This window comes from Cyanobium sp. NS01, from assembly GCF_014280235.1.
In the GTDB taxonomy this organism is placed as follows: Bacteria; Cyanobacteriota; Cyanobacteriia; order PCC-6307; family Cyanobiaceae; genus NIES-981.
Genome location: NZ_CP047940.1, coordinates 1,263,882 through 1,290,103, shown reverse-complemented (window position 1 = coordinate 1,290,103; position 26,222 = coordinate 1,263,882). Strand labels below are relative to the sequence as shown.

Here is a 26,222-nt window from a genome sequence, read left to right as displayed (position 1 = left end):
CAGACCTGGGCGAGACTCGATGCCACGAAACCCTCCAAGAGACGTCATGGCTGCCCGTCCCCTGCCGATCCCGCTGCCACTGAGGACGCCTGGCGGGCCCCGACCCGATCCCACCTTCCTGGCCTGGGCCCAGCAGCACAGCCGCGAACGGCGTCGCCATGACGCCGAGCTGGCCCAGATCAGCCGCCATCCCGAGCTCAACCCCACCGCTGATGCGGCGCATCAGCTCAGGGCCTGGGCCACCCGCCACGCCCATCAGAAGCATCTGCACGACAGCGCCCTGGCCCAGATCCGCCCTCACGCGTCGTAGTACATCACGAACTCGTGGGGATGGGGCCGCTGGCGCAGCTGCTGCACCTCCTCGTATTTGAGATCGATCCAGTTGCTGAGGAAGTCGGCGCTGAACACGCCACCCTCCATCAGGTAGTGCTTGTCGGCATCGAGGGCTTCGAGCGCCCCATTCAGGGAGGCCGGCACCGTGGAGATCCGCGCCAGCTCCTCAGCGCTGAGCTCGAACAGGTCCAGGTCGGTGCCGTCGCCGGGGTCGATCTGGTTCTTGATACCGTCGATGCCGGCCATCAACATCGCCGCAAAGCCCAGGTAGGGATTGGAGAGGGCATCGCCGGAGCGGAACTCCAGGCGCTTGGCCCTGGGGCTCGGGCCGGTCAGCGGAATCCGCACGGCTGCTGAGCGGTTGCCCTGGGAATAGACCAGGTTCACCGGTGCCTCGAAACCGGGCACCAGACGCTTGTAGCTATTGGTGGTGGGATTGGTGAAGGCGAGGAAACTGGGGGCGTGCTTCAGCAGGCCACCGATGTACCAGCGGGCCGTCTGGGAGAGGTTGGCGTAGGTGCCTTCACCGAAGAACAGGGGATCGCCTCCCTTCCAGAGGCTCTGGTGCACATGCATGCCGCTGCCGTTGTCGGCGAACACCGGTTTGGGCATGAAGGTGGCTGTCTTGCCGTATTTCTTGGCAACGTTGCGCACCACGTACTTGTAGATCATCACGTTGTCTGCGGCACGGATCAACTCGGCGAACTTCATGCCGAGCTCGTGCTGCGCCGTGGCCACCTCATGGTGCTGTTTCTCGATCGGCACCCCCAGACTGGCCATGGTGAGCAGCATTTCGCTGCGCATGTCCTGCATCGTGTCGTTGGGACCAACCGGGAAGTAACCCTCTTTCAGGGCGATTTTGTAGGCCAGGTTGCCCCCTTCCTCCTGACGGTTACTGTTCCAGGGAGCCTCGATCGAATCGACGCTGTAGAAGCTGCTGCCGTTGCCGGAGTTGAAGCGCACATCGTCGAACACGAAAAACTCCGGCTCGGGCCCGAAGTAGGCCATGTCGGCGATGCCGGTGGAGCCCAGATACTCGAGCGCCTTCTGGGCCAGGGCGCGCGGGCAGCGCCCGTAGGGCTCACCGCTGCGCGGCTCCTGGATCGAGCAGATCAGGCTGAGGGTCTTGTGGCTGTAGAAGGGGTCGATCCAGGCCGTGGCCGGGTCAGGCACCATCGCCATGTCCGACTCATTGATGGCCTTCCAGCCGCGGATGGATGAGCCGTCGAATGCCACCCCACTGGTGAAGGCGTCCTCGTCGATCAGATCCCTGTGGACAGTGAGGTGTTGCCACTTGCCATGCAGGTCAACGAACTTGAGGTCGATCAACTCAATGCCGTCGTCCTGGATCTGACGCAGGACGTCCTGAGCGGTTTTGGCCATGGAGCAATGCAGGGGTGGTGCCGGCCCTTGGCGGCGTGGCCGGAAGGTAGGGAGCCCGCCAACCGTCAACCTGTAGCGCTTGCTACCGAAGTTCCAGGCCTGCTTGCGTAACTGTTTCTCTCAGATCGGCCAGATCGCGCCCTACGCCTGGGTTCTGGCCAGTCATGAGTGCTAGCTTCCGCCGCAGGTGCGTCGAACTTTTCGAACCATGCGCGATGCCATCACCGGTCTGATCGGCCTCTACGACCAGCTGGGCCGCTACCTCGACCGGGATGCGATCGATCGCATCAATGCCTACTTCGCCGAATCGGCCCTGCGGCTGCGGGCCGTGGAGCTGATCAACCGCGAGGCCGCCGCCATCGTGCGCGAGGCCTCCCAGCGGCTCTGGCTCGATGACCCCGAGCTGATCCTGCCCGGTGGCAACGCCTACACCTCCCGCCGCCTCTCGGCCTGCCTGCGGGACATGGACTATTTCCTGCGCTACGCCAGCTATGCCCTGGTGGCCGCTGATGCCTCGATCCTCAACGAGCGGGTGCTCAACGGCCTCGACGACACCTACAAGAGCCTCGGGGTGCCTACCGGCCCCACGGTGCGCAGCATTGCGCTGATGGGCGATGTGGTGTGCGAGCTGCTGGCCGCCGAAGCCAACGCTGACCCCTCGGCCCTGGCCGCCGTGGTGCGCCCGCCCTTCGAGCACCTCTGCCGTGGGCTGGGTGCCAGCAACGTGCGCGCCCGCTGAATCCTCCCGACATCCTCCTGACGGTTGGCCTGCGGTGGTGCTTCGTAGGCTGACTGTCAGGATCTGAGTCCGAACGTTCACCTTTTCCTCCCCCGGCCCCTTGTCTGCGCTGCCCTCCGTCAACAACGCCCATCGCCGTGCGCTCGGGCCCATTGCCACGCCCGATCGTCTGTTGCTTGGCCCAGGGCCCTCCAATGCCCACCCCACGGTGCTGCAGGCCCTGGCCCGTACGCCGATCGGCCACCTCGATCCGCTGTACGTGGAGCTGATGGGTGAGGTGCAGGAGCTGCTGCGCTACGCCTGGCAGACCGACAACCGGCTCACCATCCCCATGAGCGGCACGGGCAGCGCCGCCATGGAGGCCACCCTGGCCAACACCCTCGAGCCGGGTGACAAGGTGCTGGTGGCCGTGAAGGGCTACTTCGGCCTGCGGCTGGTGGACATGGCCAGTCGCTACCGCGCCGAGGTGGTGACGATCGAGCGGCCCTGGGGTGAGGCCTTCACCTACGAGGAGATCGAGGCGGCCGTGAAGCTGCACAGGCCGGCGGTGCTGGCCATGGTGCATGCCGAGACCTCCACGGGCATCTGCCAGCCGATGGATGGCATCGGCGACCTCTGCCGTTCCCACGACTGCCTGCTGCTGCTGGACACGGTCACCTCGCTTGGTGCCGTGCCCGTGTACCTCGATGACTGGAAGGTGGATCTGGCCTACAGCTGCAGCCAGAAGGGTCTCAGCTGCCCTCCCGGGCTGGGTCCGTTCACGATGGGGCCCCGGGCTGAAGCCAAGATGGCAGCCCGCCAGGGCAAGGTGCCCAACTGGTATCTCGATGTCACCCTGCTGAACCGCTACTGGGGCAGCGACCGGGTGTATCACCACACCGCTCCGGTGAACATGAACTTCGGCATGCGCGAGGCCCTGCGGCTGCTGGCCGAGGAGGGGCTGGAGCAGGCCTGGGCCCGCCACCGCCGCAACGCCGAGCGGCTCTGGGCCGGCCTGGAAGATCTGGGCCTCTCCCTGCATGCCCCTGAGCACCTGCGTCTGCCCACCCTCACCACGGTGCGCATCCCCGAGGGCGTGGATGGCAAGGCCTTCTGCCTGCACCTGCTCAACGCCCATGGCATCGAGGTCGGTGGTGGTCTCGGTGCCCTGGCCGGCAAGGTGTGGCGGATCGGGCTGATGGGCTTCAACAGTCAGCCGGAAAACGTGGATCGCCTGCTGGAGCTGTTCCGCACCGAACTGCCAGCCTTCCATCCTGGTGCGGCATCGGATCGGCCGGCTGCCGTCGCTGTCTGAACCAGTGCCGAAGCTGGCGGCCGGCAGCTTCGGCCTCCACGCCGGCCACCACGCGCATGTGATGGTGGGCACTGGGATGGCGCACCAGATCCAGGGCTCCTCCCACCCCACCGCGCTTGGGGTCTGGGGCGGCGTACACCAGGGTGCCGAGGCGGGCCTGCACCAGGGCTCCGGCACACATGGGGCAGGGCTCGAGGGTCACCAGCAGGGTGCACTGGTTCATTCGCCAATCGCCCAGCAGGCGGCTGGCCTGGGCAATCGCCACCAGCTCCGCATGGCCGAGGGGATCCTGGCGGTGGTGGCGGCGGTTGCCCCCCCAGCCGATGCAACGCCCGCCGGCATCGAGCACCACCGCCGCCACCGGAATTTCGCCGCTGGCCCCGAGGCGGCCGGCGCAGCGCAGCAGGCGCTCCATCCAGAAGCTGTAGTGCACCCGCATGTCGCCGGGGGCGTCGTGGCTGGCGCTGCTGGCCATTGCTGCTCCCGCAGGCCCTGGTTGCTTGTGGCTCCGCGAGCCTGCAGGTGAGAATGGCACGATCCGATCGTCCGCCGTTGGCTAGCGCGCCACCAGCCCCGAGGGCGATTCCGCCCCTGCCCTTCGCCAGCCCGCACCAGCTCGATCAGCGCCTGCAGGAGTTTCTGGAGCAGGCCTCGCAGCAGTTGTGCGCCTGGCTGGCCAGTGCGTCCAGCCGAGGGCCCCTGCCGGCGCTGAGCGTGCTGCCCGGCGTCGAACCCGAGCAGGGCGGTCTGGCGAACGCGCGGCTGCTGGCCGATCTTCAGCTGGTGATGGACGGCGCCTACAACCCTGCCCACCCCGGCGCCCTGGCCCACCTCGATCCGCCGCCCCTGCCCGCCTCGATCGCGGCCGACCTGATCTGCGCCGGCCTCAACAACAACCTGCTGGCCGAGGAGCTCTCCCCCAGCCTGTCTCGCCTGGAGCGCCACCTGGCCTCCTGGCTCGCCGAGCAGCTGGGCCTCGGCCCCGGCAGTGGTGGCGTGGCGGCCAGCGGCGGCACCCTGGCCAACCTGATGGCCCTGGTCACCGCGCGCCAGCAGGCTGGCCTCGGCTGCCGCGCTGATGCTGTGGTGGTGGCCAGTGCCGATGGCCATGTGTCCCTCAACAAGGCGCTCACCGTGATGGGCCTGCCGCCGGCGGCCCTGTGGGCCGTGCCCACGGCCGCCGACGGCGGCATGGACCCCGCCGCCCTCGATCACACCCTGCAGCACCTGGCGGCCCAGGGGATCCCGGTGATCGCCGTGGTGGCCACCGCCGGCACCACCGTGCGCGGCAGCGTCGATCCCCTGGCCCGCAGTGCGGCGCTCTGCCGCCGCCACGGCCACTGGCTGCACGTGGATGGGGCGATCGGAGCCGTGTTCGGCCTCAGTCCCCGCCATCGGCACCGGGTGGAGGGGCTGGCGCTGGCGGATTCCGTCACGATCAACCCCCAGAAGCTGCTCGGCATCACCAAGACCTCCTCCCTTTTGCTGCTGCGCCGGCCCGAGGCCCTCGAGCAGGCCTTCGGCACCGGCCTGCCCTACATGGAGCCGAGCTGGGGCGGCGGCCACGGCGGCGAGTGCGGCCTGCAGGGCACCCGCCCCGCCGACGTGCTCAAGCTCTGGCTGGGCCTGCGGCAACTGGGCCTCGACGGCATCGAGGCGGTTCTGGACGGCGCGATCCAGCGCCGCCGGCAGCTGGTGGAACTGCTGGGCAGCCTTCCCGCCCTGGAGCTGCTGCAGGGGAGGTTTCACCTGCTGGCCTTCACGCTGCGCGGCGCGGAGGCCAGCGCCGCCGAGACCTGGAGCCTCACCACGCGGCACCGTCTGCTGGAGCAGCAGCTGATGCTGTCGCGGCCCCTGCACGGCGGTCGCCATCACCTCAAGGCCGTGCTGGGTAATCCCCACACCACTGGGGCTGAGCTGCAGCGGCTCAGGGCCGTGGTGGCCGCCTCCCTGCCGGTCCGTTCGGGCCACCTGTCGCGGACCAGCCGATGACCCCTGACCCCAGTCCGCGCTCCAAGTGGGTGGCGATCATCACCGGGGCGATCTCGATCCTGGTGGCCGTGCTCTACCTGGGCCTGATCCTGGTGCTCGACAGCCGGGGCCCCTTGCAGCCGCCCCCGCCGGAGGCCCTGGGGTTCGGCAGCGTCGGCGCTTCGAGGCCGGCCGCCGGCCTCACGCCCCGGGTCTGGGGGGCAACTGCCGCTCCTGCTGCCGCAGGGGTTCCACCACACGCCTGAAGGCCTCGGCCAGGAAGCGGCGCAGGTCGCCGTCGCGACGGCCCAGGTCGTAGTGGCGCTGCACCACCTCCTGCATGCCGCCGTCGCCCCAGTCCTGGTCCCGCTCGAAGTAGGTGATGAAACTCTGGCCGGCCACCCGCGTCAGCCAGGCCGCACTCACCGCCTGGATCGCCCGGCTCACCACCAGGGCCGGCAGCGACAGGCTCAGGGCCGCACTCACCAGGCTCACGCCCCCCTTCACCAGTCCCAGACCCGCCAGGGTGCGGCCCACCGACAGGGCCAGCTCCTGGGCGTTCTGGCGGCTGAGATTCACCCCGTAGACCTTGGCGATCTCCACCACCATCTGGGCATTCACGGCCGCCGCGCCGAGCAGATCGACTCCCGGCAGGGGCGTCACCGCCAGCACCGCGGCACCGATCCAGCTGTAACGCTCCACCACGGCGTCGGCGTCAGCCCGGCGCTGTTCTGCCAGCAGCTGGCGGCTGGCCTCGCCCAGCTGCCGGCACTGCAGCAGCAGGTTGTCGGCAATCAGTTCCTCCCCCTCGGCGTGGAGCACGGCGGCGAGCCGCCGCAACAGGGCCGCCACCTCCGGGGCGGGCTGCAGCGGCCGTCCCCCTGGCATCGGCACGCTCTGGGGAGCAGCGCTGGCCGGCAGCACATCCTCTGGCGCGAGCAGGGCGCTGCAGCGGCGGCGCAGCAGGGCGAGCAGGCGCTGCTCCTCCTGCTCGCCGCGCAAATCGCACTTGTTGAGCACCAGCAACAGGCGCTTGCCCAGGCCGGCCAGGGTTTCCAGCACCTGGAACTCCGTGGCCCGCAGGTCGCCATCCACCAGCAGCAGCAGCAGATCGGCGCGGCTGGCCTGGGTCCGGGCCAGCCGCTCGCGTTGCTGGCCGGCATCCCCCGCTTCCAGGATCCCGGGGGTGTCCACGAGCCACACGGCCCGCCGCAGGCCCTGCAGGCGCAGCCGGTAACGGCTGCTGCGCTCGGTGACCCCCATCGGCGCCCCCACCTCCCCCACCAGCTGCCGCAACAGGGCCCGGATCAGGGAGGTCTTGCCGCAGGAGCCGCTGCCGAACACCACGATCACCAGGTCACCCCGCTCCAGCTCAGCGGCCATGCGCTGTTGACGGTCCTGGAGGGCCTGGCGCTCCACCGCGTCGCGCACGCGCTCGAGGGTCTGATCGATTGCTTCCAGCTGGCGGGCTGCGGCTTCGCGGCGGTTGCCCGGCGGCTCAGCAGGGGGGCGGGCGCCGGCGGCCTGGCCGGGCCCGCGAGCCCCGCCCCGGCCCAGCCCCCGCAGCCAGGGCCAGGCCAGCTGCGCCAGCAGCAGGGCCAGCGCCAGCAGCAGCACGGCCACCACCGGCCCCACCAGGCCGTAGGGCAGCACGGCACTCAGCTGCCACACCAGCTGGTTGATGGCCTGCAGCACCACCCCCACCACCACCAGCGCCAGCAGCAGCAGGCCGGCGGCGATCCAGAGGCGGGTGCGCTGTTTCACCGTTCAGGAGGTGGCGCGCAGGATCTCGGCCCACAGCCCGGCAGCCAGGGCACTGGAGCCCCGGGTGGGACTGTTGTCGTCGTTGCCCAGCCACACGCCCACCACCCAGTGGCGCTCGGGAGCGATCCCGATGAACACCAGATCGCGGTTCTCGTTGCTGGTGCCCGTCTTGCCGCCTTCGCGGCCCCCGAGCCGCGCTGCCCGCCCGGTGCCGCTGGTCACCACGGCCCGCAGCATCTGCTGCATGGAGCGCGCTGTCTTCTCGCTCACCACCCGCCGGCCCGGTGCGGTGCTGGCCGCGCTCTCGGCCGCCTCGCGGCGGCAGCTGGCGGGATCCTTGCCCCGGCAGGTCTCGGCGTCCACGAGCCGCTTGATCGTGCTGGGGGCGTGCCAGGTGCCGTCATTGGCCACGGCGCCATAGGCGGAGGTGAGCTCCAGCAGGGTCACTTCGCTCTGGCCCAGGGCCAGGCCCGGGATGGGGCTGAGGGGGCTGGTGACGCCCAGATCCCGGGCCTGCTGCACGACGGCTTCGAGGCCCACCTTCTGGGCGGTGCGCAGGGCGGCGGTGTTGCTGCTGCGGGCGAAGGCGCTCAGCAGGCTGAGCTTGCCGCTGCAGTCGCTGCTGAAGGTCTGGCCACGCCAGCGCAGGGGCCCGCAGTTCACCCCATCGCCGGATCCGGCGCCCCGCTCCAGAGCCGCCAGGTAGGGGAACAGCTTGAAGGTGCTGCCCTGGGAGCGCTGGGCCATCGAGGCCCGGTTGTACTGGCTCTGCTGGTAGTCGCGGCCGCCGGCGATCGCCACGATGCCACCGTTGCGCACATCGAGCACCACCACGGCACCCTCGCTCACATTGAGTCCACGACTGCTGTTCAGCCGCTGCCGCAGCACCCGCTCCACCTGCTCCTGGACGCCTGGATCGAGGTGGGTCTCGATCAGAAAATTGCCCTCGGCCGCCACGGCCGGACCCACCAGGTCCTGCAGGTCGCGGCGCACCTGATCGGTGTAGAAGGGCGCACCGCGCCGCTCGGCGGCCCGCTTGCAGGCCTCGGGCGCCACCTGCACCGGGCTGCGGCGGGCGGAGCGGCCGGCATCCGCACCGAGGCGGCCGGAGTCCACCATTTTGCGCAGCACCGCGTTGCGGGATTCCAGGGCGGCCTGGGGCGCCACACAGGGGTCATAGCCATTCGGCGAGGGCAACAGGCCCACCAGCAGGGCCGCTTCCTGCAGCTCCAGCTCGGCGGCGGGCTTGCCGAAGAAGTGCCGCGAGGCATCCTCAAAGCCCCAGCCCACCCCGAGATACACCCGGTTGAGGTAGCTGAGCAGCAGGTCGTGCTTGCTGAACAGGGCCTCCAGCTGCAGCGCCACCAGCAGCTCCCGCCACTTGCGCCCCAGGGTCTCCCCCTGACCCACCTGGTCGGGATAGAGGCTGCGGGCCAGCTGCTGGGTCAGGGTGCTGCCCCCCTCCAGCACCCGGCCGCCGGCGAGGTTCGTCACCAGGGCCCGGGCCGTGCCCACCGGGTCCACGCCGGGGTGCCACCAGAAGCGAGCGTCCTCACTGGCGAGCAGGGCGTCCACGAGCACCGGCGGGTAGTCGCCCAGCTTGGCCAGCTCGCGGTGCTCCAGGCCCTGCACCGAGTTGATCGGCTTGCCCTGCCGGTCGTAGAGGGCCAGGGGCCCCCGCACCGTGGCCAGGCTGCCGCGGATCGGCCCCTGGGCCACGGACAGCGCCAGCAGTGCCAGGCCGCCGCTGGCCACTGCCGCCAGGCCAAGGGCCAGGCCCCGCAGCAGGCGCTGGGAGCGGGGTTGGGGGCGGCGCTGGAAGTCCAGCTCGGGCAGGCCTGGTTGGTGGGTGGGGCCGAACCGCACCGTGTCGCCATCGCGCAGCAGCAGGTGCTGGATGCGGCGGTTGCGCCACCACAAGCCGTTGGTGGAGCCGTTGTCGGAGAGCAGCCAGGCGCCGCCGCGCTGCTCCAGCAAGGCGTGCTGACGGCTCACCGCCGTGTGCTCAATCGGAATCTGGCCGTCGGCATCGCGGCCGATCCGGTAGGCCCCGCTCTGGATCGTCACCGTCCGGCTGGGCAGGCCAGGCACATGGATCTCCACCTGGCACTGGCCGGGTTGGCGCCAGCGGCGCCAGCGCCGGCGCAGGGTTTCAAGCACGCCGCGACCCCCTGTCGCCCAGCAGATCGATGGCCAGGCAGAGCACGGCCAGGTTGATGGCGATGTCGGCCAGGTTGAACACCGGAAAATTGATCGGCACCAGGGCCAGGAAGTCCACCACGGCCCCCAGCCGCCAGCGGTCGATGCCGTTGCCGACGGCGCCGCCCAGCAGAAAGCCGAGGGCCAGGCTGCGGGACAGTCGCATCGTCCCCTGGCGGGCGATCGCCACCACCAGGCCTGCTGCCACCGCCAGGCTGATCACGCCGAGGGCCTGGGTGGCGCCGCTGAACAGGCTGAAGGCCGCCCCCGTGTTCCAGGTGAGCAGCAGCTCCAGCAGCCCGGGCAGGAACGGGCGGGGCAGGCCGGGCTGCAGGGCCTGCTGGGCCCAGGCCTTGCTGGCCTGGTCGGCCAGCACCACCGCGGCCGCCAGCAGGTAGCTGATCCTCTGCTGGCGGCTCATGAGGGCACCAGCAGCAACTTGCGCAGGGCCACCGCCGCGGTGGCCACGGCACAGCACAGCAGCAGCTGGCTCAGCAGCGGCCCCACCGAGAAGCTCATCAGCAGCGGCAGCACGCCGCCGGGCCAGCGCCCGGCCAACGCACCGATCAGCAGGTTGAGGGCACCGCACACCTGAATCACGCCCACTCCCACCGCGCTGGCCAGGGTGAGGTTGAGCAGGTCGCCCATGCCGCGCTGCCGGGCCAGCCGGCCCGTGAGCCAGGCGGCGGGCACGAAGCCGGCCAGGTAGCCGAAGCCCGGATCCAGCAGATAGGCGCTGCCACCGCCGCCCTGAAACACCGGCAGCTGGAACAGCCCCAGGGTGAGGTAGGCCAGGGCGGCCAGCAGGCCGCTGCGGGGGCCGCAGACCACCGCCGTGAGCAGCAGGGCCGGCACCTGCAGCGTGATCGGCAGGGCCGTGAGGGCCCACTGCCCCTGGCCCACCGGAAGGGGCACAGCGGCCTGGATCAGGCCCCCCACCAGGATCAGCAACAGGCCTGCAACCGCTCCAATCCAGTTCGCCAGGGCCCGCAAATCGTCCAGGAATGGTCTGGCCACAGTCTGCCGCGCCGTGGACACGCTGCCAGGGCACCATGATGACCAGGCCCGTCTGGGCGCACTGCCGGCGCCGCACCATGACCAGCACCCCCCAGCCAGAGCAGCAGCCGAGCCAGGAGCCCCAGTCGAGCCTGGAACCGGTTGAGCCGGCCTGGGCGATCGGCGCTGCAGTGTGCCTGCAGCACACTCCCCGCTATCTCAAGACTGCGGACCCCATGCCGATGCTGCGCCCCCCCGACCTGGTGGATCTGAATGAGGTGGGCACCGTGGTGGGCCAGCGCTCGATGGGGCAGCTGGCGGTGCGCTTCCGGCGCGGCACATTTCTGATCGCGGCCGCAGCTCTCGTGGCTGCCCCTGATGGCCAGCCCGCGAGCCCCTGAGTCCTGGCGTTTGGCCTGAGCGGCCCTGCTTCAGCCAGCCTTGCTGGCGCTGGGCCGCAGATTCTGCAGGCCGCTCAGGAACATCGGCACGAAGCGATCGAAGAACTGCTCCGGTTCCTGCTCCCAGACGCGCTTGGCCGCCAGGAAGCGGGACTTCTGCAGGTCAGGAGCCAGCAGGGTCTGGGGCAGGCGCTCCAGCAGGTAGGCGGGCCGTTGCCAGGCAGGGATGGTGCCGGCGATCTCCACCAGGTTGGAGAGGCGCCGCAGTTCGGCACCTGCGGTGATGTCCATGCCGGCGGCGTAGGCGGCGTGCTCAATCAGGGAATAGCGGTGCTTGGCCTCATCCACCCTGGCCCGATCGGCGGGGCTGCGGCTGGCAATGGCGTTGAGCCAGCGGTTGCCCCAGCGCACGTGGCCGGCTTCTTCCGGCAGGATTTTCTCCAGGGTTTCCCGGATCCTGGTGTTCTCCTCGCTGGCCGGGGCGCTCTTCAGGGCGTGAATGTGGGCCGAGAAGGTCTGGCAGCCGCGCTTTTCCGTGGCATTGATGGAGGCCAGGGCAGCCACGACGCCCTCGTCCTTGCGCCCGTCCGATGCGGAGCTGTCCAGCAGCCGGTTCAGTTCATCGATGTAGGAGGACGTGGGTGGATTGCCGATCGGCACATCCATCTCGAAGAGCAGGTCGGTGAGCCAGGCCGCGTGGCGGGCCTCATCGTTGACGTGGTGGGAGAGATCGCGCACCAGTTCGGCCGGCTCACCGTCAAGCAGCTCGATCAGGCTGGTGAGCTCCAGGCAGGAGCGCTGTTCGTTGAAGCGGTAGCCATTCAGAAACAGCACCTGAAGTTCGCGCTTCTGCACCACCTGAGCCATCACGTCCCGGGCGCTGAGATTGTTCGAGAGCTTCCGGGGATAGGTGACAGGCATTGCTGGCCAGAATCGTGGGCTGACGTTAACGACTCCCTGAAGTCGCCGGCGGCAGCGCTGCCCTGCTGCTCCAGGAGCTCCACACGGCCTCGGCCGCCGCCACCGCCGTTGCCGCACCACACAGGCTGAGGCGGGGCTCAGCCAGATGGCGCCGCGCGGCAGCCAGCAGGTCATCGGCGCTGAGCTGCTCTGCCGCCAGCAGGGAGCGGGCGACGTAGCCGTCGCCCAGGCCATGGCCCATCACCAGCGCGTGACGATCGGCGATCTGGCCGCAGGTCTGGCGGCCCATGGCGTCCTGCCCCCGGAACTTGGCCCTGGCCAGGCTGAGTTCCGCGGTACTGAGGGGCGTTTCCAGCTGGCGCTGCCACTCCTCCAGCAACGCGGCCATCGCTTCCCCAGCCCGCTCAGTGGAGCTGGAGCAGTGCCACACGAAGGGGCTCGGGCCGCAGCGGGCCGGCAGGTGCACGCCCACGTCGTAGGCCAGGCCCCGTTCCTCCCGCATCACCACGAACAGTCGACTCGACATGCCGAGGCCGAAGTGGGCCTGCAGCAGGCGCAGGGCCAGGGCGTCCGGGTGGCCCAGAGGCACAGTCGCCGCCCCGAGCATCACCACCACCTGCTCGGTGTCCTGGCACAGCAGCACGGGAGCCACTCCTGTCCCCGCCGCCGCCGTCGGCTGGGGCACGGGCAGGGCTGTCTGCCACGGTGTCAGGCCCAGCTGGCGGTTGAGCTGGCCCTGCAGATCGGCCGCCGCCGGCAGGTCGCCGCAGACGGCCAGCAGGGCTCCCTGGCGGCCGAGGTCGTCCACCAGGGGGGCCAGGGCGGCGGCCGTGAGTTGCTCCAGCTCGACTTCCACCCCGAGCGGATCGTGGCCGTAGGGGCCGTTGGCGTAGAGGAGCTCCCGCAGCCCGTCATGGGCGAGCTGGAAGGGGTCCTCCCGCTGGCGTTGCAGGCTCTGCAGGTTGAGTTGCCGTTCCAGCTGCACCTGCTCCGGGGCAAGGCCGGGCTCGCGTGCCATCGCCAGCAGCAGCGGCAGCAGTTCCGAGGCATCGTCACTGGCGCACTTGAGGCTGATCACCAGGGCGTCCTCATGGGCCTCACAGCGCAGGGCGGCGCCGCGGCCCTCCACCAGGTCGGCGAGCTGTTCGGCCGTGAGAGCTCCGCAGCCACGGGTCATCACCCCAGCCAGGAGCTGCATGGCGCCCCGGCCGCCAACGGGATCGCGGCTGCTGCCGCCCCGGATCCAGAGCCGGGCTGCCACCAGACCCACGCCCGGTCGTTGCTGCAGCAGCAGGGGAAGGCCGCCGGCGAGCGACAGGCAGGTCCAGCTGCTCATGCGGGCACCGCCTCAAGCACACAGGCCAGGGCGGGATCGAGCAGGGGCACCAGCTGTCGCTGCAGGGCGTCCGCGGTCCAATCGTGCAGATGCTCCAGAGGCAGCCCCAGGTCCTGGGGCCGCCCCCAGAGCAGGTTGTTGCCGATGGTGCCGGCCACCCCAGCGGGTGACTCCAGCGAAAAGCGGTAGCCGTTGGCCACCAGGTGCAGGGCCCGCTGCCACTCCGGCTCGCCGATCGCCTCCTGCTGCAGCTGCAGCCAGGCTGCGTCGATGGCCTGACGCACCGCGCCGAGATCCTCGGGTTCGCAGATGGCCTCCAGCAGGGCGAAGCTGCCGCACTCCATCACGTGCAGATCGAGGTCGATGCTCTCCACCAGCTGCAGCTCCTCCCGCAGCAGGGCCACGAGCCGGCTGCGGCGGCCTTCCGCCAGCAGGGTGGTGAGCAGATCCGCTCCCATCACGGCGGCGAGGTCGCTGGCGGGAGGCAGGGCCCAGAGCATCAGCAGCCGGGCGGCTTCCAGCCGGGGCAGGGCCAGCCGGTGCGTGCCCGGCACCACGCCCATGGGCGAGCGGCGCGGCGGCTCATCCCGCCGGGGCAGGCCGGCCAGGGGGCTGGCGCCGATGCGGCTCTTCAGTGCTGGTGCGAGGCTCTCCAGGGCGCCGGCCACGGCGAGCACGCAGCGCTCAGCGCCGTACAGGCGCTTCTGGAAGGACGCCATGGTGGCAGGCGTGTGGGCCAGCAGGGCCTGGCGTTCCCCCAGGATCGGCGCCCCGTAGGCGTGGCTGCCGCAACCCAGCCGCAGCAGCCGCTGCAGGGCCACATCGTCCGGCTGGTCCTCGCTCTGGGCCAGCTCCTCGAGCACCACCTGGCGCTCCATCTGAAAGGGCTCGTCCACCAGGGCGGGCTCGAGCACCAGATCCAGCAGCAGATCCAGGGCCTCAAGGGCGGCCTCCGGGGGGATCAGCACGTGGTAATGCACATCGTCGAAGCCCGTGGCCGCATTGCTGCTGCCGCCCAGGGCCTCGATCCGCCCATCGAATTCGCCTGGCCCCAGCCGCGCACTGCCCTTGAACACCATGTGCTCCAGGAAGTGGGCCAGACCGCTCTCGCCCGACTCCTCGAACACGCTGCCGGCCCGGCACCAGAAGTCGAGGCACACCAGGGGACTGTCAGCCAGGGGCAGCAGCACACTGCGGGCGCCGTTCGGCAGGGTGTGGATGTGCGGTGACGCCAGGCCTGGCAGCAGAACGGGGGTGGAAGCCAGGGGCAAGGCGAAGGGACGTGGCAGGATCTGCATTCTGCTGACTGGGGACACGGCTGTGAGCACCGTCGACGCCGGATCTGCCCGCAGCGGCGCCCAGTCCGGGGGCATTCATCCCCTGGTGGATGCCCTGGCCGCGCGCATCCGCGCCAGCTGGGAGCGCATGCCAGAACTGGCCCCCCTGGCCATCGACCCCGACCTCGAGGCCATCAGCGGCAGCCTCGACGGCGAGAAACTGTTCATCCGGAACGAGCTGCGCCAGTGCCGCGGCCTGCGCAAGCTGCACCTCGAGACCGCCCGGCTGGGGGCGGGGCTGCAGATTCTGCACTGCGTGCTCTTCCCCGACCCCCGCTTCGACCTGCCGGTGTTCGGTGCCGACATCGTGGCCGGACCGGCCGGGGTGTCGGCCGCCATCGTGGATCTCTCCCCCGTGGCTGACGCCCTGCCTGGAGCCATCGAGGCGGCCCTCGCGGCTCGCCCCCGGCGCAGCTACGCCCAGGAGCGGGAGCTGCCGGGCTGGGGCTCGATCTTTTCGCCCCATGTGCGCTTCATCCGCCCCGTGGGTCCGGAGGAGGAGCAGGCGTTCATCGACGAGGTGGGCGAGGTGCTGGAGGTGCTCACCGCCGCGCTGCGGGACACCCCGCCTCAGCCCCTGGACGACCCCGCTACCGTCGATCGATGGAACGGCCAGCTCCGGTACTGCAAGCAACAGAAACAAAACGACAAGACACGGCGGGTGCTGGAGAAGGCCTTCAGCCCGGACTGGGCCGACCGCTACATCGAAGAGCTGCTTTTCGACGATCCACCGGCCCTGTGAAGCTGCTGGGTGTGGAAACCTCCCGGCGCAGGCTCCTTCTGGCTGTGGGCGGCACCGTGCTGGTGGTGCTGGTGGGTTGGGCCGTGGCGCAGCGGCTGAGGACCGCGTCCACGTCGATGCCGGCCCAGACCGCTGGCAGCGCTGAGCGGCCCGCCGCCCCGGAGGCGGTCGCGGCCCTGGGCCGTCTCGATCCGAGCGGCGAGGTGCGCAGCCTGGCCGCCCCGATCAGCGGCATCGGCGGCAGTCCTCGCATCACACGTCTTCTGGTGCAGGAGGGCGATGCGGTGAGCGCCGGCGACCTGCTGGCGGTGTTTGACACGGCCGCCCCGCTGCAGGCCCAGCGCCGCGTGGTGGAGGTGCGCATCGCCAATCTGCGCAGCCGCCTCACCGTGCAGACCCGCGACATCGCCCGCTACCGCTCCCTGAGCCGCCAGGGCGCCATTCCGAGCGGTGAACTCGACACCCGCGAAACCACCCTGCTCGAGCTCGAAGGTCAGCTGCAGGAGGCCCTGGCCGAGCGCGATCGCCTTGAGGCCGATCTGAAGCTCACCTCGCTCAGGGCCCCGATCAGCGGCACGGTGCTGCGGCTCCATTCGCGGGTCGGCGAGCGCCCGGGTGAAGACGGCGTGCTCGAACTGGGGGCGAACCAGCGCATGGAGGCCTTGATCGAGGTCTACGAGAGCGACATCAACCGGGTGCGGCTGGGGCAGGCCGTGACCATGACCAGCGAAAACGGCGGCTTCGAGGGCAAGCTCAGCGGCGAGGTGGTGCGGATCAGTCCCCAGGTGCGCCAGAGGGCCGTGCTCGAGACCGATCCCACCGGCGACGTGGACGCCCGCATCGTGGAGGTGCGGGTGAAGCTCGACCCCGATGATGCCCAGCGGGTGCGCGACCGCACGGGCCTCAAGCTGATCGCCCGCTTCACCCCCTGATGTTGCAGCGCCTCTGGCAAGCGCGCCGGATTCCCCTGGCCTGGCTGCTGCTCTCCCGCCAGCCCCTGCGGCTGGCGGTGGCCCTGGCGGGGATCTCCTTCGCGGGGATCCTGATGTTCATGCAGCTGGGTTTCCGCGATGGGCTGTTCGACGCCAGCGTCACGATCCACAAGCTCTTCGACGCCGATCTGGTGATGATGAGTCCCCGCACCATGAGCTCGATCGGCATGGCTGGCTTTCCCCGGCGCCGGTTGATCCATGCCATGGGGGACCCCGCCGTGCAGGGCGCCACCCCCGTGCACTGGAACCTGCTGCTCTGGCGCAACCCCGTGAGCGGCAACACCCGCTCGATCCTGGCCCTGGGCTTCGAGCCGGCCGATCCCCTGTTCCTCGACCCGGAACTCGCTGAGAAGGCCCGCAGCCTCACCCAGAAAGGGCGGGTGCTGTTCGATGAGCGCTCCAGGCCGGAGTTCGGCCCGATCGCCGAGTGGTTCAAGCAGGGCCGCACGGTGGAAACCGAAGTGGCGGGCACCCGGGTGCGGGTGTCGGGGCTGGTGACCCTGGGCCCCTCCTTCGGCGCGGACGGCAACATCCTCACCAGCCGCGAGACCTTCCTGCAGCTGCTGCCGGGCACGCCCCCGGGCAGCATCGAACTGGGCCTGATCCGGCTGCGGCCCGGCAGTGACATCGAGGCGACCCGCCAGCGCCTGGAGAGCAGCCTGCCCAGCGACGTGCGGCTGTTCACCAAGGCGGGCTTCGAGGAGTTCGAGAAGACCTACTGGCGCACCAGCACGGCGATCGGCTTCATCTTCACCCTGGGGGCCGCCATGGGCTTCGTCGTGGGCTGCGTGATTGTGTACCAGATCCTCTATTCCGATGTGAGCGACCACCTGCCTGAGTACGCCACGTTGATGGCCATGGGCTATCGGCTGCCGATTCTGCTGGGGGTGGTGGCGCGGGAGGGCCTGATTCTGGCGGTGCTGGGCTACCTGCCGGCCTATGCCGCCGGCCTGGGCCTCTACGCCCTGGTGCGCAACGGCACCAACCTGCCCGTGGCCATGAACAGCGTTCGGGCCACGGTGGTGTTCAGCATGATCCTGGTGATGTGCCTGGGATCGGCGGCCCTGGCCATGCGCCGCCTCGGTGACGCCGACCCCGCTGAGATCTTCTGATGGCCCGATCCCCGAGTGAGCCCCTGGTGGCCGTTGAGGGCCTGAGCCATTGGTATGGCGAGGCAGAGATGCGCCGCAGGGTGCTCCAGGACGTGACGCTGACCATCGCGCCAGGGGAGGTGGTGCTGCTCACGGGGCCCTCCGGCTGCGGCAAGACCACCCTGCTCACCCTGGTGGGAGCCCTGCGCAAGGTGCAGGAGGGCTCGGTGCGCCTGTTCGGCTGCGAGCTGCACGGGGCGGGTCGTTCGATCCGTCAGCAGCTGCGCCAACGCATCGGCATGATCTTCCAGGGCCATAACCTGCTGCGCTGCCTCACTGCCGAGCAGAATGTGCAGATGGGGGCAGACCTGCTGCCGGGCCTGGGCTACCGCGCCCGCCGCGATCAGGCGCGCGAGTGGCTGCGGGCGGTGGGCCTGGGCGACCACCTCAACAAGCTGCCCCACGACCTCTCCGGCGGCCAGAAGCAGCGGGTGGCGATCGCCCGGGCCCTGGCCGCCCAGCCCCAGTTGCTGCTGGCCGATGAACCCACCGCCGCCCTCGACAGCCAGAGCGGCCGTGAGGTGGTGGGGCTGCTGCGCCGCCTGGCCCGCGAGCAGGGCTGCGGCGTGCTGATGGTGACCCACGACCCCCGCATTCTCGATGTGGCCGATCGGCTGCTGCAGATGGAGGATGGCCGGCTGGCCGAGGCCTCCCTGGAGCTGGCGGGGGCCGTCGGCCCTTGAGGGAAGGGCGGTGAGTAGGATCCAGTCATCTCAACCCCCACGATGCCTCCCGTATGTCCAAGCGCAGGAATCTGAAGAAGGAAAAACAGGAACGCAACCGCGCCTACGCGCGCAAGTTCAAGAAGCGCAAGCTGCGCAACGATGGTCGCGGTGAAGGCGTGGGTAACGGCGTGACCGGCACGGCCAACAACGGCGGCGCCGCCGACTGATCAGTCGGCCTGGCTGGCGAGTGGCTCGGTGGCTGAACAGCTCTCCGCGCCAGAGCAGGGACCCCGAGGGGTCCCTTTCTCTTGGCCCTGCCCTCGAGCCTGAAGACCAGACCGTGATGCCCAGACCATGATGATGGTGGCCAGGTCATGGCAGCCGGTTCGGTGCGCTGCAGCGGGTTCATGTTTCTCAGCGTTGTCATCCCGACCTACAACCGCCTGCCGATCCTGCAGAAGTGCCTGGCGGCCCTGGAGCAGCAGGATTTTCCTGCCAGCGCAGGCGACTACGAGGTGGTGGTGGTGGATGACGGCTCCACCGACGCCACCGTGGCCTGGATCGAGGCCGAGGCGGCGGCCCTGCCGCACGTGCGCCTGCTGCAGCAGAGCCATGGCGGTGCGGCCGCGGGCCGCAACCGCGGCGTTGAGGCCGCCCGGGGCGAGGTGGTGGTGTTCATCGACAGCGACCTGGTGGTGACCCCGTGCTTCCTGCTCTGCCACACCCAGGCTCTGGAGCAGGCCTGGCAGCGCCTCGGCCACCAGCGCTGCTTCACCTACGGGGCTGTGATCAACACCTCCAACTTCAACGAGCCCACGGCGGAGCGCCACAAGTTGCGCGATCACTCCTGGGCCTATTTCGCCACCGGCAATGTGGCCATCGCCCGCGAGCTGCTGGAGCAGGCCGGGCTGTTCGACACAGGTTTTCAGCTCTATGGCTGGGAGGATCTGGAGCTGGGCGAACGGCTCCGGCGCCTGGGGGTGGCGCTGATCCGCTGCCCCGAGGCCGTGGGCTACCACTGGCACCCGGCCTTCCGGCTGGAGCAGATCGCCGACCTGATCCGGGTGGAGCGGGAGCGGGCCAGGATGGCCCTGGTGTTCTTCCGCAAGCACCCCAGCCAGCGGGTGCGGATGATCATCCAGTTCACCTGGTATCACCGCCTGCTCTGGGAGCTGCTCACCCTGGGCGGCCTGCTGAATGAGCGCAGCCTCAGGCCGGTGCTGGCCTGGCTGGTGCGCCGCGATCGGGCGGCCCTGGCGCTTGAACTGTTGCGGATTCCTCTCAATCGCCTCGGGGTGCGCACCCTGCAGCTGGAGGCACGGCGCCAGGGCCTGGCCTGAGCGCATGTTCCAGGGTCCGTGAGGCATCGCTTTGATAAGGTGCTCTGGTCCAACTTCATTCCGCACACCTGCGTGTTTCGGGTGATCACGGGCTCCAACCCAACCGGGGACGCCACCGCAATCGGTGCTGTCTGCGGAGAGTGGAGCGCTTCGATCCCTAGGCAGGTGGAGGCAAACCCGAAACCCCCCACACCATGGCTGTTGTCACTCTCTCCGAAATGATGGAGGCTGGCGCCCACTTTGGGCACCAGACCCGTCGCTGGAATCCCAAGATGTCGCGCTACATCTACTGCGCGCGCAATGGGGTTCATATCATCGATCTTGTGCAGACTGCTGTCTGCATGAATAACGCCTACAAGTGGGTCCGCAGTGCGGCTCGCAGTGGCAAGCGTTTCCTGTTCGTGGGCACCAAGAAGCAGGCCTCCGAAGTGATCGCCCTGGAGGCCAGCCGTTGCGGCGCCGCCTATGTGAACCAGCGCTGGCTGGGCGGCATGCTCACCAACTGGACCACGATGCGGGCCCGGATCGAGCGCCTCAAGGATCTGGAGCGCATGGAGGCCTCAGGCGCGATCGCCATGCGTCCCAAGAAGGAAGGGGCTGTGCTGCGCCGCGAGCTCGACCGCCTGCAGAAATACCTGGGTGGCCTGAAGAGCATGCGGCGCCTGCCCGATGTGGTGGTGCTGGTGGATCAGCGCCGTGAAACCAACGCCGTGCTCGAGGCCCGCAAGCTCGATATCCCCCTGGTGTCGATGCTCGACACCAACTGCGACCCCGATCTCTGCGACGTGCCGATCCCCTGCAACGACGACGCCGTGCGTTCGGTGCAACTGGTGCTGGGCCGGCTGGCTGATGCCATCAACGAAGGCCGCCACGGCGGCGAGCAGGGTCAGAACGACGAGGCCTGAGCAGACCAGCCTGAGCCGGAGCCCACGCTCCGCCCCCTGACTACCCTTTCACCCTGAGTTCCTCACCCATGGCTGAGATTTCAGCAAAGCTGGTCAAAGACCTGCGCGACAAGACCGGCGCCGGCATGATGGATTGCAAGAAGGCGCTCACCGAAACCAAGGGAGATGCCGACAAAGCGATCGAGTGGCTGCGCCAGAAGGGCATCGCCTCCGCCGAGAAAAAATCGGGCCGCACCGCTGCCGAAGGCGCCATCGGCTCCTACATCCACACCGGCGCGCGGGTTGGCGTGCTGGTGGAGGTGAACTGCGAAACCGATTTCGTGGCCCGCGGCGAAATCTTCCAGGAGCTGATCCGCAATGTGGCGATGCAGATCGCAGCCTGCCCATCGGTGGAGTACGTGAACACCGATGCGATTCCAGTTCAGATCGCTGAGCGGGAAAAGCAGATCGAGATGGGCCGCGATGATCTGGCCGGCAAGAAGGAGGAGATGAAGGAAAGGATCGTGGCCGGCCGGATCGGTAAGCGCCTCAAGGAACTGGCCCTGATGGATCAGCCCTACATCAAGGACAACACCCTCAGTGTGGCTGAACTGGTCAAGCAGGTGGCCGGCAAGGTGGGGGAGAACATCCAGGTGCGACGGTTCGTACGCTTCAATCTCGGTGAGGGGATTGAAGTGAAGCAAATGGACTTCGCCGCCGAGGTGGCCGCCATGCAGGCCTCCTGATCTGCTGGACCCCGACCCGATCCGATCCATCCCAGCGGACCGTTCCGCCCCCCCTGCCGTGGAAGCACTCCAGGATGCCCACCGCAGACTCGGCGCCATCAGGGCGGGGCTGGAGCAATCCAACCCCGAGCTCTACCGCCACCTGGCTCTCTACCTCCAGGTGCTCAGAGACGCTCTGCTGAATGCGATTCAGCAGGCCTGTTTCCATCTGGCCACCCAGATCGAGCCGGAGCGCTACGCCAATCTCTCCGCCCGGCAGCGCCGGCAGTGGCACCTGCGCATGGCCGACCTGGCCAGGCGGGCCAAGACCCTGCTGACGGTGGAGCAGGTGGCGGCCATGGCGGCCCAGATGGCACGGCTGCGCCAGCGTCAGGCCAAGGAGGAACGGGCCCGGTTCCAGGACTCCCTGGCCCAGGAGCCCGGCCGAACTGAATCCGGCACCCCCGAGGGCTCCAGCCGGTCGGGCCGCTCGATCGAGCTGGGTCTGGAGCCGCCGATCGATCTCCAGCGGCTGGGCTCAAGCGGCCCCGATCTGACAGGCCTGCTGCAGGGGCTCGGCCCAGGTTCGGGTGCTGGGTTCAAGCCTGGATTCAGCCCGGATGTCAGGCCTGAGCCTGCCCACCAGAACTCCATCGAGCCCTCTCCCCCCGAGCCTGCGCCATCGGAGCCAGCCCCAGCCGAGCAGCCCCCAGCGGATGCGGGCCCGGCTCAGAGCCTCCAGGCCATGCTGCAGGCCTTCTCCGAGGCTCTCGAGACTGAGCGCCCAGAGGGCCCCGCACCGACCGATGCTGATGCCGGCGGCAGCGATGGCCACGGCGGCGCGGCGGGCCCGCCCTGGCAGCAGGCCGACCGTGAGCAGGACGCCCGCCACCCCTGGAGCGGCAGCCGCCTCCCCACCGACCCCATCGACCTGCTCATCTGGCTGGAGGGCTACGAGAATGCGCTCAGCCGGCGGCTGCGCAATCTCTCCCATGCCCTCAACGTCGATGGCCTGCGGCTGGGTGTGACACCGGGGTTGTTGCCCGTGGGCCTGCTCGATGCGGCCCTGCAGGGTGAGGTGGACGTGCTGCCGGCTCCCCCCAACCTGCTGCGCTTGCAGGTGCCGGCGGAGGAGAACGGCTCGGGACCCTCCATCGTCCTGGCGGCCGTGCTGCTGCGGCTCGCTGATCTGGAGTTGGAGAACCCTCGCCTGCGCACCTGCCGGCAGCGGCTGCAGCAACACGGCCTGGAGGTGCGCAGAATGGCGCAGCGTTACCGCCGGGTCCAGCGGCGGGTACGAATCCTGGAGGCGGAGCAGCTGTGGCTGGAGGACAACCGGGAGTCCACCGGTCGCCCCCCCCCGGGCAACCCCTAGACGCCACGCCCGGCTCGCCGGGCCCTGCCCCAGCCAGCGAGTGGCTGCGCCTCCTGCAGCAGGCGTTGCTGCTCGAAAGTGAGCGTGGTTTCGCCGATCTGCTCGGGCGGCGGGAGCGGTTCAGCAGCTTTCTGGCCCGCAGCCTCCAGGCCCCGCCCCAGGAGATCACTGCCGGCCACTCCCGCTGCCTCGAACTCGCGGCTGCCTTTGCGGGCTACCAGGGGCTGAGTTTGGCGCGGCGCCAGAGCCTGGTGCGCGACTGCCGCCAACATCTGCACCAACTGCGCCAGGGCCTGGAGCCAGCCAGGCCGATGGGGCCGCCCCGGCTGCGGCTCATGGCTGCGGCACCGCCGCCAACGCCCACGGCTGCCGGCGGCCTGCTCCCCGACACGCCCCTGGGGGAGATCCGTGGCGTCGGTCCACGCACGGCAGCCCGGCTGGCTCAGCTGGGGCTGTTCGTGGTGCGCGACCTGGTGCACTACTACCCCCGCGACTACCTCGACTACGCCAACCTGGTGCGCATCGAGGGGCTGCGGGCTGGCAGCACCGCCACGATCGTGGCCACGGTGCGCCGCTGCCTCGCCTTCGCCAGCCCCCGTAACCCCAACCTGGCGATCCTGGAGCTGCAGCTCAGCGATCCCACCGGTCGCCTGCGGGTGAGTCGCTTCATGGCCGGCAAGCGCTTCACCAGCCCGGGCTGGCTGAAGAGCCAGCAGCGCCTCTACCCGCCGGGCGCCAGCCTGGCCGTGAGCGGTCTGGTGCGCGAGACGCCCTATGGCCCGGCCTTTCAGGACCCGCTGATCGAAGTGCTGGAGAGCCCCCAGGCGCCCCTGCGCTCCGAGGCGATCGGCCGGTTGTTGCCGGTCTACGGGCTCACTGAGGGTCTCGGGGCCGACCGGCTGCGCCAGGCCGTGGCCAGCGTGCTGCCTCTGGTGGAGTCGTGGGGAGACCCGCTGCCGCCCCCTCTGCGCCGCGCTGAAGGGCTGATGGCCAGGCCTGAGGCCCTGCGCCAGATCCATGCCCCCCGGGATCAGGAGAGCCTCAGGGCCAGCCGCCAGCGGCTGGTGTTCGATGAATTTCTGCTGCTGCAGCTCGGCCTGCTGCAGCGCCGCCGCGCCCTCACTCAGCGGCCCTCCCCACCCCTGCAGAGCCCCAGCAGGAACAGCCTGGTGGCGAGGTTCCTGGAGCTGCTGCCCTTCCAGCTCACCGCGGCCCAGCGGCGCGTGCTGGAGGAAATCCGCGCCGATCTGGCCCGTCCCCAGGCGATGGCCCGGCTGCTGCAGGGGGACGTGGGCAGCGGCAAGACCGTGGTGGCGATCGCCGCCCTGCTCACCGCCATCGACGCCGGCTGCCAGGGGGCCCTGATGGCCCCCACCGAGGTGCTGGCGGAGCAGCATTACCAGAAGCTCTGCGGCTGGCTGCCCCAGCTGCACGTGACCTGCGGGCTGCTCACTGGCTCCACCCCCGCCCGCCTGCGCCGCCAGCTGCTCAACGACCTGACCCAGGGCACCCTGCAGCTGCTGGTGGGCACCCATGCCCTGCTGGAAGATCCCGTGGCCTTCGCCCGGCTCGGGCTGGTGGTGGTGGATGAACAGCACCGCTTCGGCGTGGCCCAGCGCAACCGGTTGCTGGCCAAGGGCCTCCAGCCCCACCTGCTCACCATGACGGCCACGCCGATTCCCCGCACCCTGGCCCTGTCGGTGCACGGCGACCTGGAGGTGAGCCAGATCGACGGCCTGCCGCCGGGCCGCACGCCGATTCAGACGCGCCTGCTGCGCGCCGGCGAGCGCCAGCTCGCCTACGAGCTGATCCGGGAGGAGGTGGCCAGGGGTCAGCGCGCCTACGTGGTGCTGCCCCTGGTGGAGGAGTCTGAAAAGCTCGACCTCCGCTCCGCCGTGGCCGTGCACCGCCAGCTCAGCGAGGAGGTGTTCCCGGAGCTGCAGGTGGGCCTGCTGCATGGCCGCCTGGCGGGTCCCGACAAGCAGGCCACTCTCCAGGCCTTCGCGCGGGGGGAGAGCCAGGTGCTGGTGAGCACCACCGTGGTGGAAGTGGGTGTGGATGTGCCGGAGGCGAGCGTGATGGTGGTGGAGCACGCCGAGCGCTTCGGGCTCGCCCAGCTGCACCAGCTCAGGGGCCGGGTGGGCCGGGGCGCGGCAGCGTCCCACTGCCTGCTCATCAACGACAGCCGCCAGGCCCTGGCCCGGCAGCGGCTCGATGTGCTGGTGCGCTCCAGCGATGGTTTCGAGATCGCCGAGATGGACCTGCGCCTGCGGGGGCCTGGCCAGGTGCTGGGCACGCGCCAGTCGGGCCTGCCTGATCTGGCCCTGGCCAGCCTCATCGACGACGGAGCGGTGCTGGAGCAGGCCCGCGACGTGGGGGGGCGGATCCTGGCGGAGGACCCATCCCTGGAGCGTCACCCCCGGCTCCTGGCCATGCTGCAGAGCCAGCGCGCCAGGCTGACTGCAGGAGCCCGGCTGAACTGAGGGCCCGAGGCCCGCTGAACGCAGCGGCACGCCGTCAGGCCACACTGAAGGCTGCACTGGAGTGGCGATGCCGCGGCGTCCCTGGAATTCCGTCCCCATCGAGCCGCGGCGGGATCCCCTGGTTCCCCTGCCGCCCAACCTGTTGCGACTGGAACCCCACCCCTACACAGCCCTGGGGGCTCCCTATGGCCCTGGAGGATCGCCGTTTCAGCTGCGCCAGGAGGTGATCGACCGACTGCTCGACTCCCAGGAGGCTCTGCAGGAACAGCAGCCCGACTGGCGCCTGGCCATCTTTGATGGCTGGCGGCCCCTGGCCGTGCAGGCCTTCATGGTGGAGCACACCATGCTTGAGCTCTGCCGCAAGCGCGGCGTGGATCCGGCCGAAACCAGCCCTGCCCGGGAGGCCCTGACGGCGGAGGTGGGGCGCTTCTGGGCCGATCCTGATGAGGATCCAGCTGCCCCGCCCCCCCACAGCACCGGCGCAGCCGTGGACCTCACCCTGGTTGACCATCGGGGTTTGCCCCTCGACATGGGCTCGGCGATCGACGCCATCGGAGCCGTGTCCTCACCGGACCACTTCGAGTCTGTGGCCCAGGGAGCGGCCAAGCCGGCCCAGCGCACCTGGGCGCGGGGCTGCCACAGGCGACGGCGTCTGTTGCGTCAGGTGCTGCAGCAGGCCGGCTTTGCCCAGCACCCGAATGAGTGGTGGCACTTCAGCTGGGGCGATCAGCTCTGGGCCTGGAGCCGGGGCGAAGCCAAGGCCTGCTACGGAAGGGTGGAGCCGGAGCCGGGCTGAGCGGTGGCCGGCGGCGCGGAGGAGGATGCCGGCGCCATCAGATCCAGGTAGAGCGCATTGGCCTCATCGCGCTGCATCAGGCCCTTGGCCACGCAGCGTCGCAGGCTTGAAGCCGTCATCTCCCCCTGCAGGGTCCTGAGCCGGGCGATCACGGCCGGGCTCTGGTCGGCGAAGGGCTCCAGGTGGCGCTCGAACGCCTCGCGGATCGCCTCGGCTTGGCAGCTGAGCGGATCCGGGTCATAGATCGTCGGTGTGGAGGGGGGCGGCGCTGGCGACCTCCGGCCCTGGGCGGCCAGAGGGGTGACAGTGGCGGAGCTGAGCAGGGCCAGGGCAAGCGATGCGGCCCACACGGGGGGGGGGCCGCAGGAGCGGCCGCGCCGCGGAACGGTGCCCAC

Annotated in this window: 27 protein-coding genes; 17 read left to right on the top strand and 10 right to left on the bottom strand. The window is 69.9% G+C overall.

The window, feature by feature from the left end; all coding sequences use genetic code 11:
• Positions 1 to 46 precede the first annotated feature (46 nt).
• Positions 47 to 310 (top strand): hypothetical protein, encoded by a 264-nt coding sequence (locus CyaNS01_RS06665; RefSeq protein ID WP_225875872.1) that lies wholly within the window; start codon positions 47 to 49, stop codon positions 308 to 310.
• On the opposite strand, the gene glnA is transcribed toward CyaNS01_RS06665, so the two are convergent.
• A complete protein-coding gene (glnA, locus tag CyaNS01_RS06660; protein WP_186699815.1) occupies positions 298 to 1,716 on the bottom strand; it encodes a type I glutamate--ammonia ligase in 1,419 nt (472 codons plus the stop codon). The two genes, CyaNS01_RS06665 and glnA, sit on opposite strands and share 13 nt — an antisense overlap.
• Positions 1,717 to 1,924: 208 nt before the next feature.
• On the opposite strand from glnA, the gene CyaNS01_RS06655 reads away from it, so the two are divergent.
• Both CyaNS01_RS06655 and CyaNS01_RS06650 read left to right on the top strand, forming a co-directional pair.
• Entirely contained in the window at positions 1,925 to 2,455 is a 531-nt protein-coding gene (locus CyaNS01_RS06655) for an allophycocyanin subunit beta (protein ID WP_186699813.1), read from the top strand.
• Between the two features lie 100 nt (positions 2,456 to 2,555).
• A complete protein-coding gene (locus CyaNS01_RS06650) occupies positions 2,556 to 3,749 on the top strand; it encodes an alanine--glyoxylate aminotransferase family protein (protein WP_186699812.1) in 1,194 nt (397 codons plus the stop codon).
• Here the strand turns inward: CyaNS01_RS06650 and CyaNS01_RS06645 are convergent.
• Positions 3,640 to 4,224, bottom strand: coding sequence for a nucleoside deaminase (locus CyaNS01_RS06645; protein WP_225875871.1), 585 nt, complete (start codon positions 4,222 to 4,224; stop codon positions 3,640 to 3,642). The two genes, CyaNS01_RS06650 and CyaNS01_RS06645, sit on opposite strands and share 110 nt — an antisense overlap.
• A 77-nt stretch (positions 4,225 to 4,301) precedes the next feature.
• Between CyaNS01_RS06645 and CyaNS01_RS06640 the strand changes: the two genes are divergently transcribed.
• Positions 4,302 to 5,741: a pyridoxal-dependent decarboxylase gene (locus CyaNS01_RS06640; protein WP_225875870.1), complete on the top strand. Its 1,440-nt coding sequence runs from the start codon at positions 4,302 to 4,304 to the stop codon at positions 5,739 to 5,741.
• Entirely contained in the window at positions 5,738 to 5,986 is a 249-nt protein-coding gene (locus CyaNS01_RS06635) for a hypothetical protein (protein WP_225875869.1), read from the top strand. Before CyaNS01_RS06640 ends, CyaNS01_RS06635 begins: the two co-directional genes overlap by 4 nt.
• On the opposite strand, the gene CyaNS01_RS06630 is transcribed toward CyaNS01_RS06635, so the two are convergent.
• The 4 genes from CyaNS01_RS06630 to CyaNS01_RS06615 are packed head-to-tail and all read right to left on the bottom strand — an operon-like array spanning position 5,922 to position 10,676.
• Entirely contained in the window at positions 5,922 to 7,484 is a 1,563-nt protein-coding gene (locus tag CyaNS01_RS06630; protein ID WP_186699808.1) for a YcjF family protein, read from the bottom strand. The genes CyaNS01_RS06635 and CyaNS01_RS06630 overlap by 65 nt on opposite strands.
• A 3-nt stretch (positions 7,485 to 7,487) precedes the next feature.
• A complete protein-coding gene (locus CyaNS01_RS06625; protein ID WP_186699806.1) occupies positions 7,488 to 9,644 on the bottom strand; it encodes a transglycosylase domain-containing protein in 2,157 nt (718 codons plus the stop codon).
• Entirely contained in the window at positions 9,637 to 10,104 is a 468-nt protein-coding gene (lspA, locus tag CyaNS01_RS06620; protein WP_186699804.1) for a signal peptidase II, read from the bottom strand. The genes CyaNS01_RS06625 and lspA overlap by 8 nt, the downstream gene beginning before the upstream one ends.
• Positions 10,101 to 10,676 (bottom strand): biotin transporter BioY, encoded by a 576-nt coding sequence (locus CyaNS01_RS06615; RefSeq protein WP_186699803.1) that lies wholly within the window; start codon positions 10,674 to 10,676, stop codon positions 10,101 to 10,103. Before CyaNS01_RS06615 ends, lspA begins: the two co-directional genes overlap by 4 nt.
• A 101-nt stretch (positions 10,677 to 10,777) precedes the next feature.
• Here CyaNS01_RS06615 and CyaNS01_RS06610 point away from each other — a divergent pair, with 101 nt between their 5' ends.
• A complete protein-coding gene (locus CyaNS01_RS06610; RefSeq protein WP_186699801.1) occupies positions 10,778 to 11,080 on the top strand; it encodes an NAD(P)H dehydrogenase assembly family protein in 303 nt (100 codons plus the stop codon).
• A gap of 30 nt (positions 11,081 to 11,110) precedes the next feature.
• Here CyaNS01_RS06610 and CyaNS01_RS06605 read toward each other — a convergent pair whose 3' ends face one another.
• The 3 genes from CyaNS01_RS06605 to CyaNS01_RS06595 are packed head-to-tail and all read right to left on the bottom strand — an operon-like array spanning position 11,111 to position 14,608.
• The gene (locus CyaNS01_RS06605) at positions 11,111 to 12,001 is read right to left on the bottom strand and encodes a ferritin-like domain-containing protein (protein WP_186699799.1); all 891 of its coding nucleotides are present in this window, start codon (positions 11,999 to 12,001) and stop codon (positions 11,111 to 11,113) included.
• Positions 12,002 to 12,026: 25 nt separating this feature from the next.
• Positions 12,027 to 13,337, bottom strand: a complete 1,311-nt coding sequence (locus CyaNS01_RS06600) for a pitrilysin family protein (protein ID WP_186699797.1) — start codon at positions 13,335 to 13,337, stop codon at positions 12,027 to 12,029.
• Positions 13,334 to 14,608: a pitrilysin family protein gene (locus CyaNS01_RS06595; protein WP_225875868.1), complete on the bottom strand. Its 1,275-nt coding sequence runs from the start codon at positions 14,606 to 14,608 to the stop codon at positions 13,334 to 13,336. Before CyaNS01_RS06595 ends, CyaNS01_RS06600 begins: the two co-directional genes overlap by 4 nt.
• Before the next feature lie 49 nt (positions 14,609 to 14,657).
• Here CyaNS01_RS06595 and CyaNS01_RS06590 point away from each other — a divergent pair, with 49 nt between their 5' ends.
• The 11 genes from CyaNS01_RS06590 (at position 14,658) to CyaNS01_RS06540 (ending at position 25,827) form a co-directional block, all read left to right on the top strand.
• The gene (locus CyaNS01_RS06590; RefSeq protein WP_225875867.1) at positions 14,658 to 15,416 is read left to right on the top strand and encodes a phycocyanobilin:ferredoxin oxidoreductase; all 759 of its coding nucleotides are present in this window, start codon (positions 14,658 to 14,660) and stop codon (positions 15,414 to 15,416) included.
• A gap of 44 nt (positions 15,417 to 15,460) precedes the next feature.
• On the top strand, positions 15,461 to 16,348 hold the full coding sequence (locus CyaNS01_RS06585) for an HlyD family efflux transporter periplasmic adaptor subunit (RefSeq protein WP_370561691.1): 888 nt from the start codon (positions 15,461 to 15,463) through the stop codon (positions 16,346 to 16,348).
• On the top strand, positions 16,348 to 17,520 hold the full coding sequence (gene devC / locus CyaNS01_RS06580; RefSeq protein WP_186699791.1) for an ABC transporter permease DevC: 1,173 nt from the start codon (positions 16,348 to 16,350) through the stop codon (positions 17,518 to 17,520). Before CyaNS01_RS06585 ends, devC begins: the two co-directional genes overlap by 1 nt.
• Positions 17,520 to 18,242, top strand: coding sequence for a DevA family ABC transporter ATP-binding protein (locus tag CyaNS01_RS06575; RefSeq protein ID WP_186699789.1), 723 nt, complete (start codon positions 17,520 to 17,522; stop codon positions 18,240 to 18,242). The genes devC and CyaNS01_RS06575 overlap by 1 nt, the downstream gene beginning before the upstream one ends.
• A gap of 53 nt (positions 18,243 to 18,295) precedes the next feature.
• Positions 18,296 to 18,451 carry a hypothetical protein gene (locus CyaNS01_RS06570; RefSeq protein ID WP_186699787.1) on the top strand — a complete coding sequence of 52 codons (156 nt, stop codon included), beginning with the start codon at positions 18,296 to 18,298 and terminating at the stop codon, positions 18,449 to 18,451.
• Positions 18,452 to 18,631: 180 nt separating this feature from the next.
• On the top strand, positions 18,632 to 19,564 hold the full coding sequence (locus CyaNS01_RS06565) for a glycosyltransferase family 2 protein (RefSeq protein ID WP_186699785.1): 933 nt from the start codon (positions 18,632 to 18,634) through the stop codon (positions 19,562 to 19,564).
• A gap of 194 nt (positions 19,565 to 19,758) precedes the next feature.
• Entirely contained in the window at positions 19,759 to 20,469 is a 711-nt protein-coding gene (rpsB, locus tag CyaNS01_RS06560; protein WP_186699783.1) for a 30S ribosomal protein S2, read from the top strand.
• A 68-nt stretch (positions 20,470 to 20,537) separates the two neighbouring features.
• The gene (gene tsf, locus CyaNS01_RS06555) at positions 20,538 to 21,194 is read left to right on the top strand and encodes a translation elongation factor Ts (protein WP_186699781.1); all 657 of its coding nucleotides are present in this window, start codon (positions 20,538 to 20,540) and stop codon (positions 21,192 to 21,194) included.
• A gap of 58 nt (positions 21,195 to 21,252) precedes the next feature.
• Positions 21,253 to 22,548, top strand: a complete 1,296-nt coding sequence (locus tag CyaNS01_RS06550) for a hypothetical protein (RefSeq protein WP_186699779.1) — start codon at positions 21,253 to 21,255, stop codon at positions 22,546 to 22,548.
• 44 nt (positions 22,549 to 22,592) lie between these two features.
• Entirely contained in the window at positions 22,593 to 25,031 is a 2,439-nt protein-coding gene (gene recG / locus CyaNS01_RS06545) for an ATP-dependent DNA helicase RecG (RefSeq protein ID WP_186700411.1), read from the top strand.
• 67 nt (positions 25,032 to 25,098) lie between these two features.
• Positions 25,099 to 25,827, top strand: coding sequence for a M15 family metallopeptidase (locus tag CyaNS01_RS06540; RefSeq protein ID WP_186699777.1), 729 nt, complete (start codon positions 25,099 to 25,101; stop codon positions 25,825 to 25,827).
• On the opposite strand, the gene CyaNS01_RS06535 is transcribed toward CyaNS01_RS06540, so the two are convergent.
• Positions 25,797 to 26,222, bottom strand: a complete 426-nt coding sequence (locus CyaNS01_RS06535) for a hypothetical protein (RefSeq protein WP_186699775.1) — start codon at positions 26,220 to 26,222, stop codon at positions 25,797 to 25,799. The two genes, CyaNS01_RS06540 and CyaNS01_RS06535, sit on opposite strands and share 31 nt — an antisense overlap.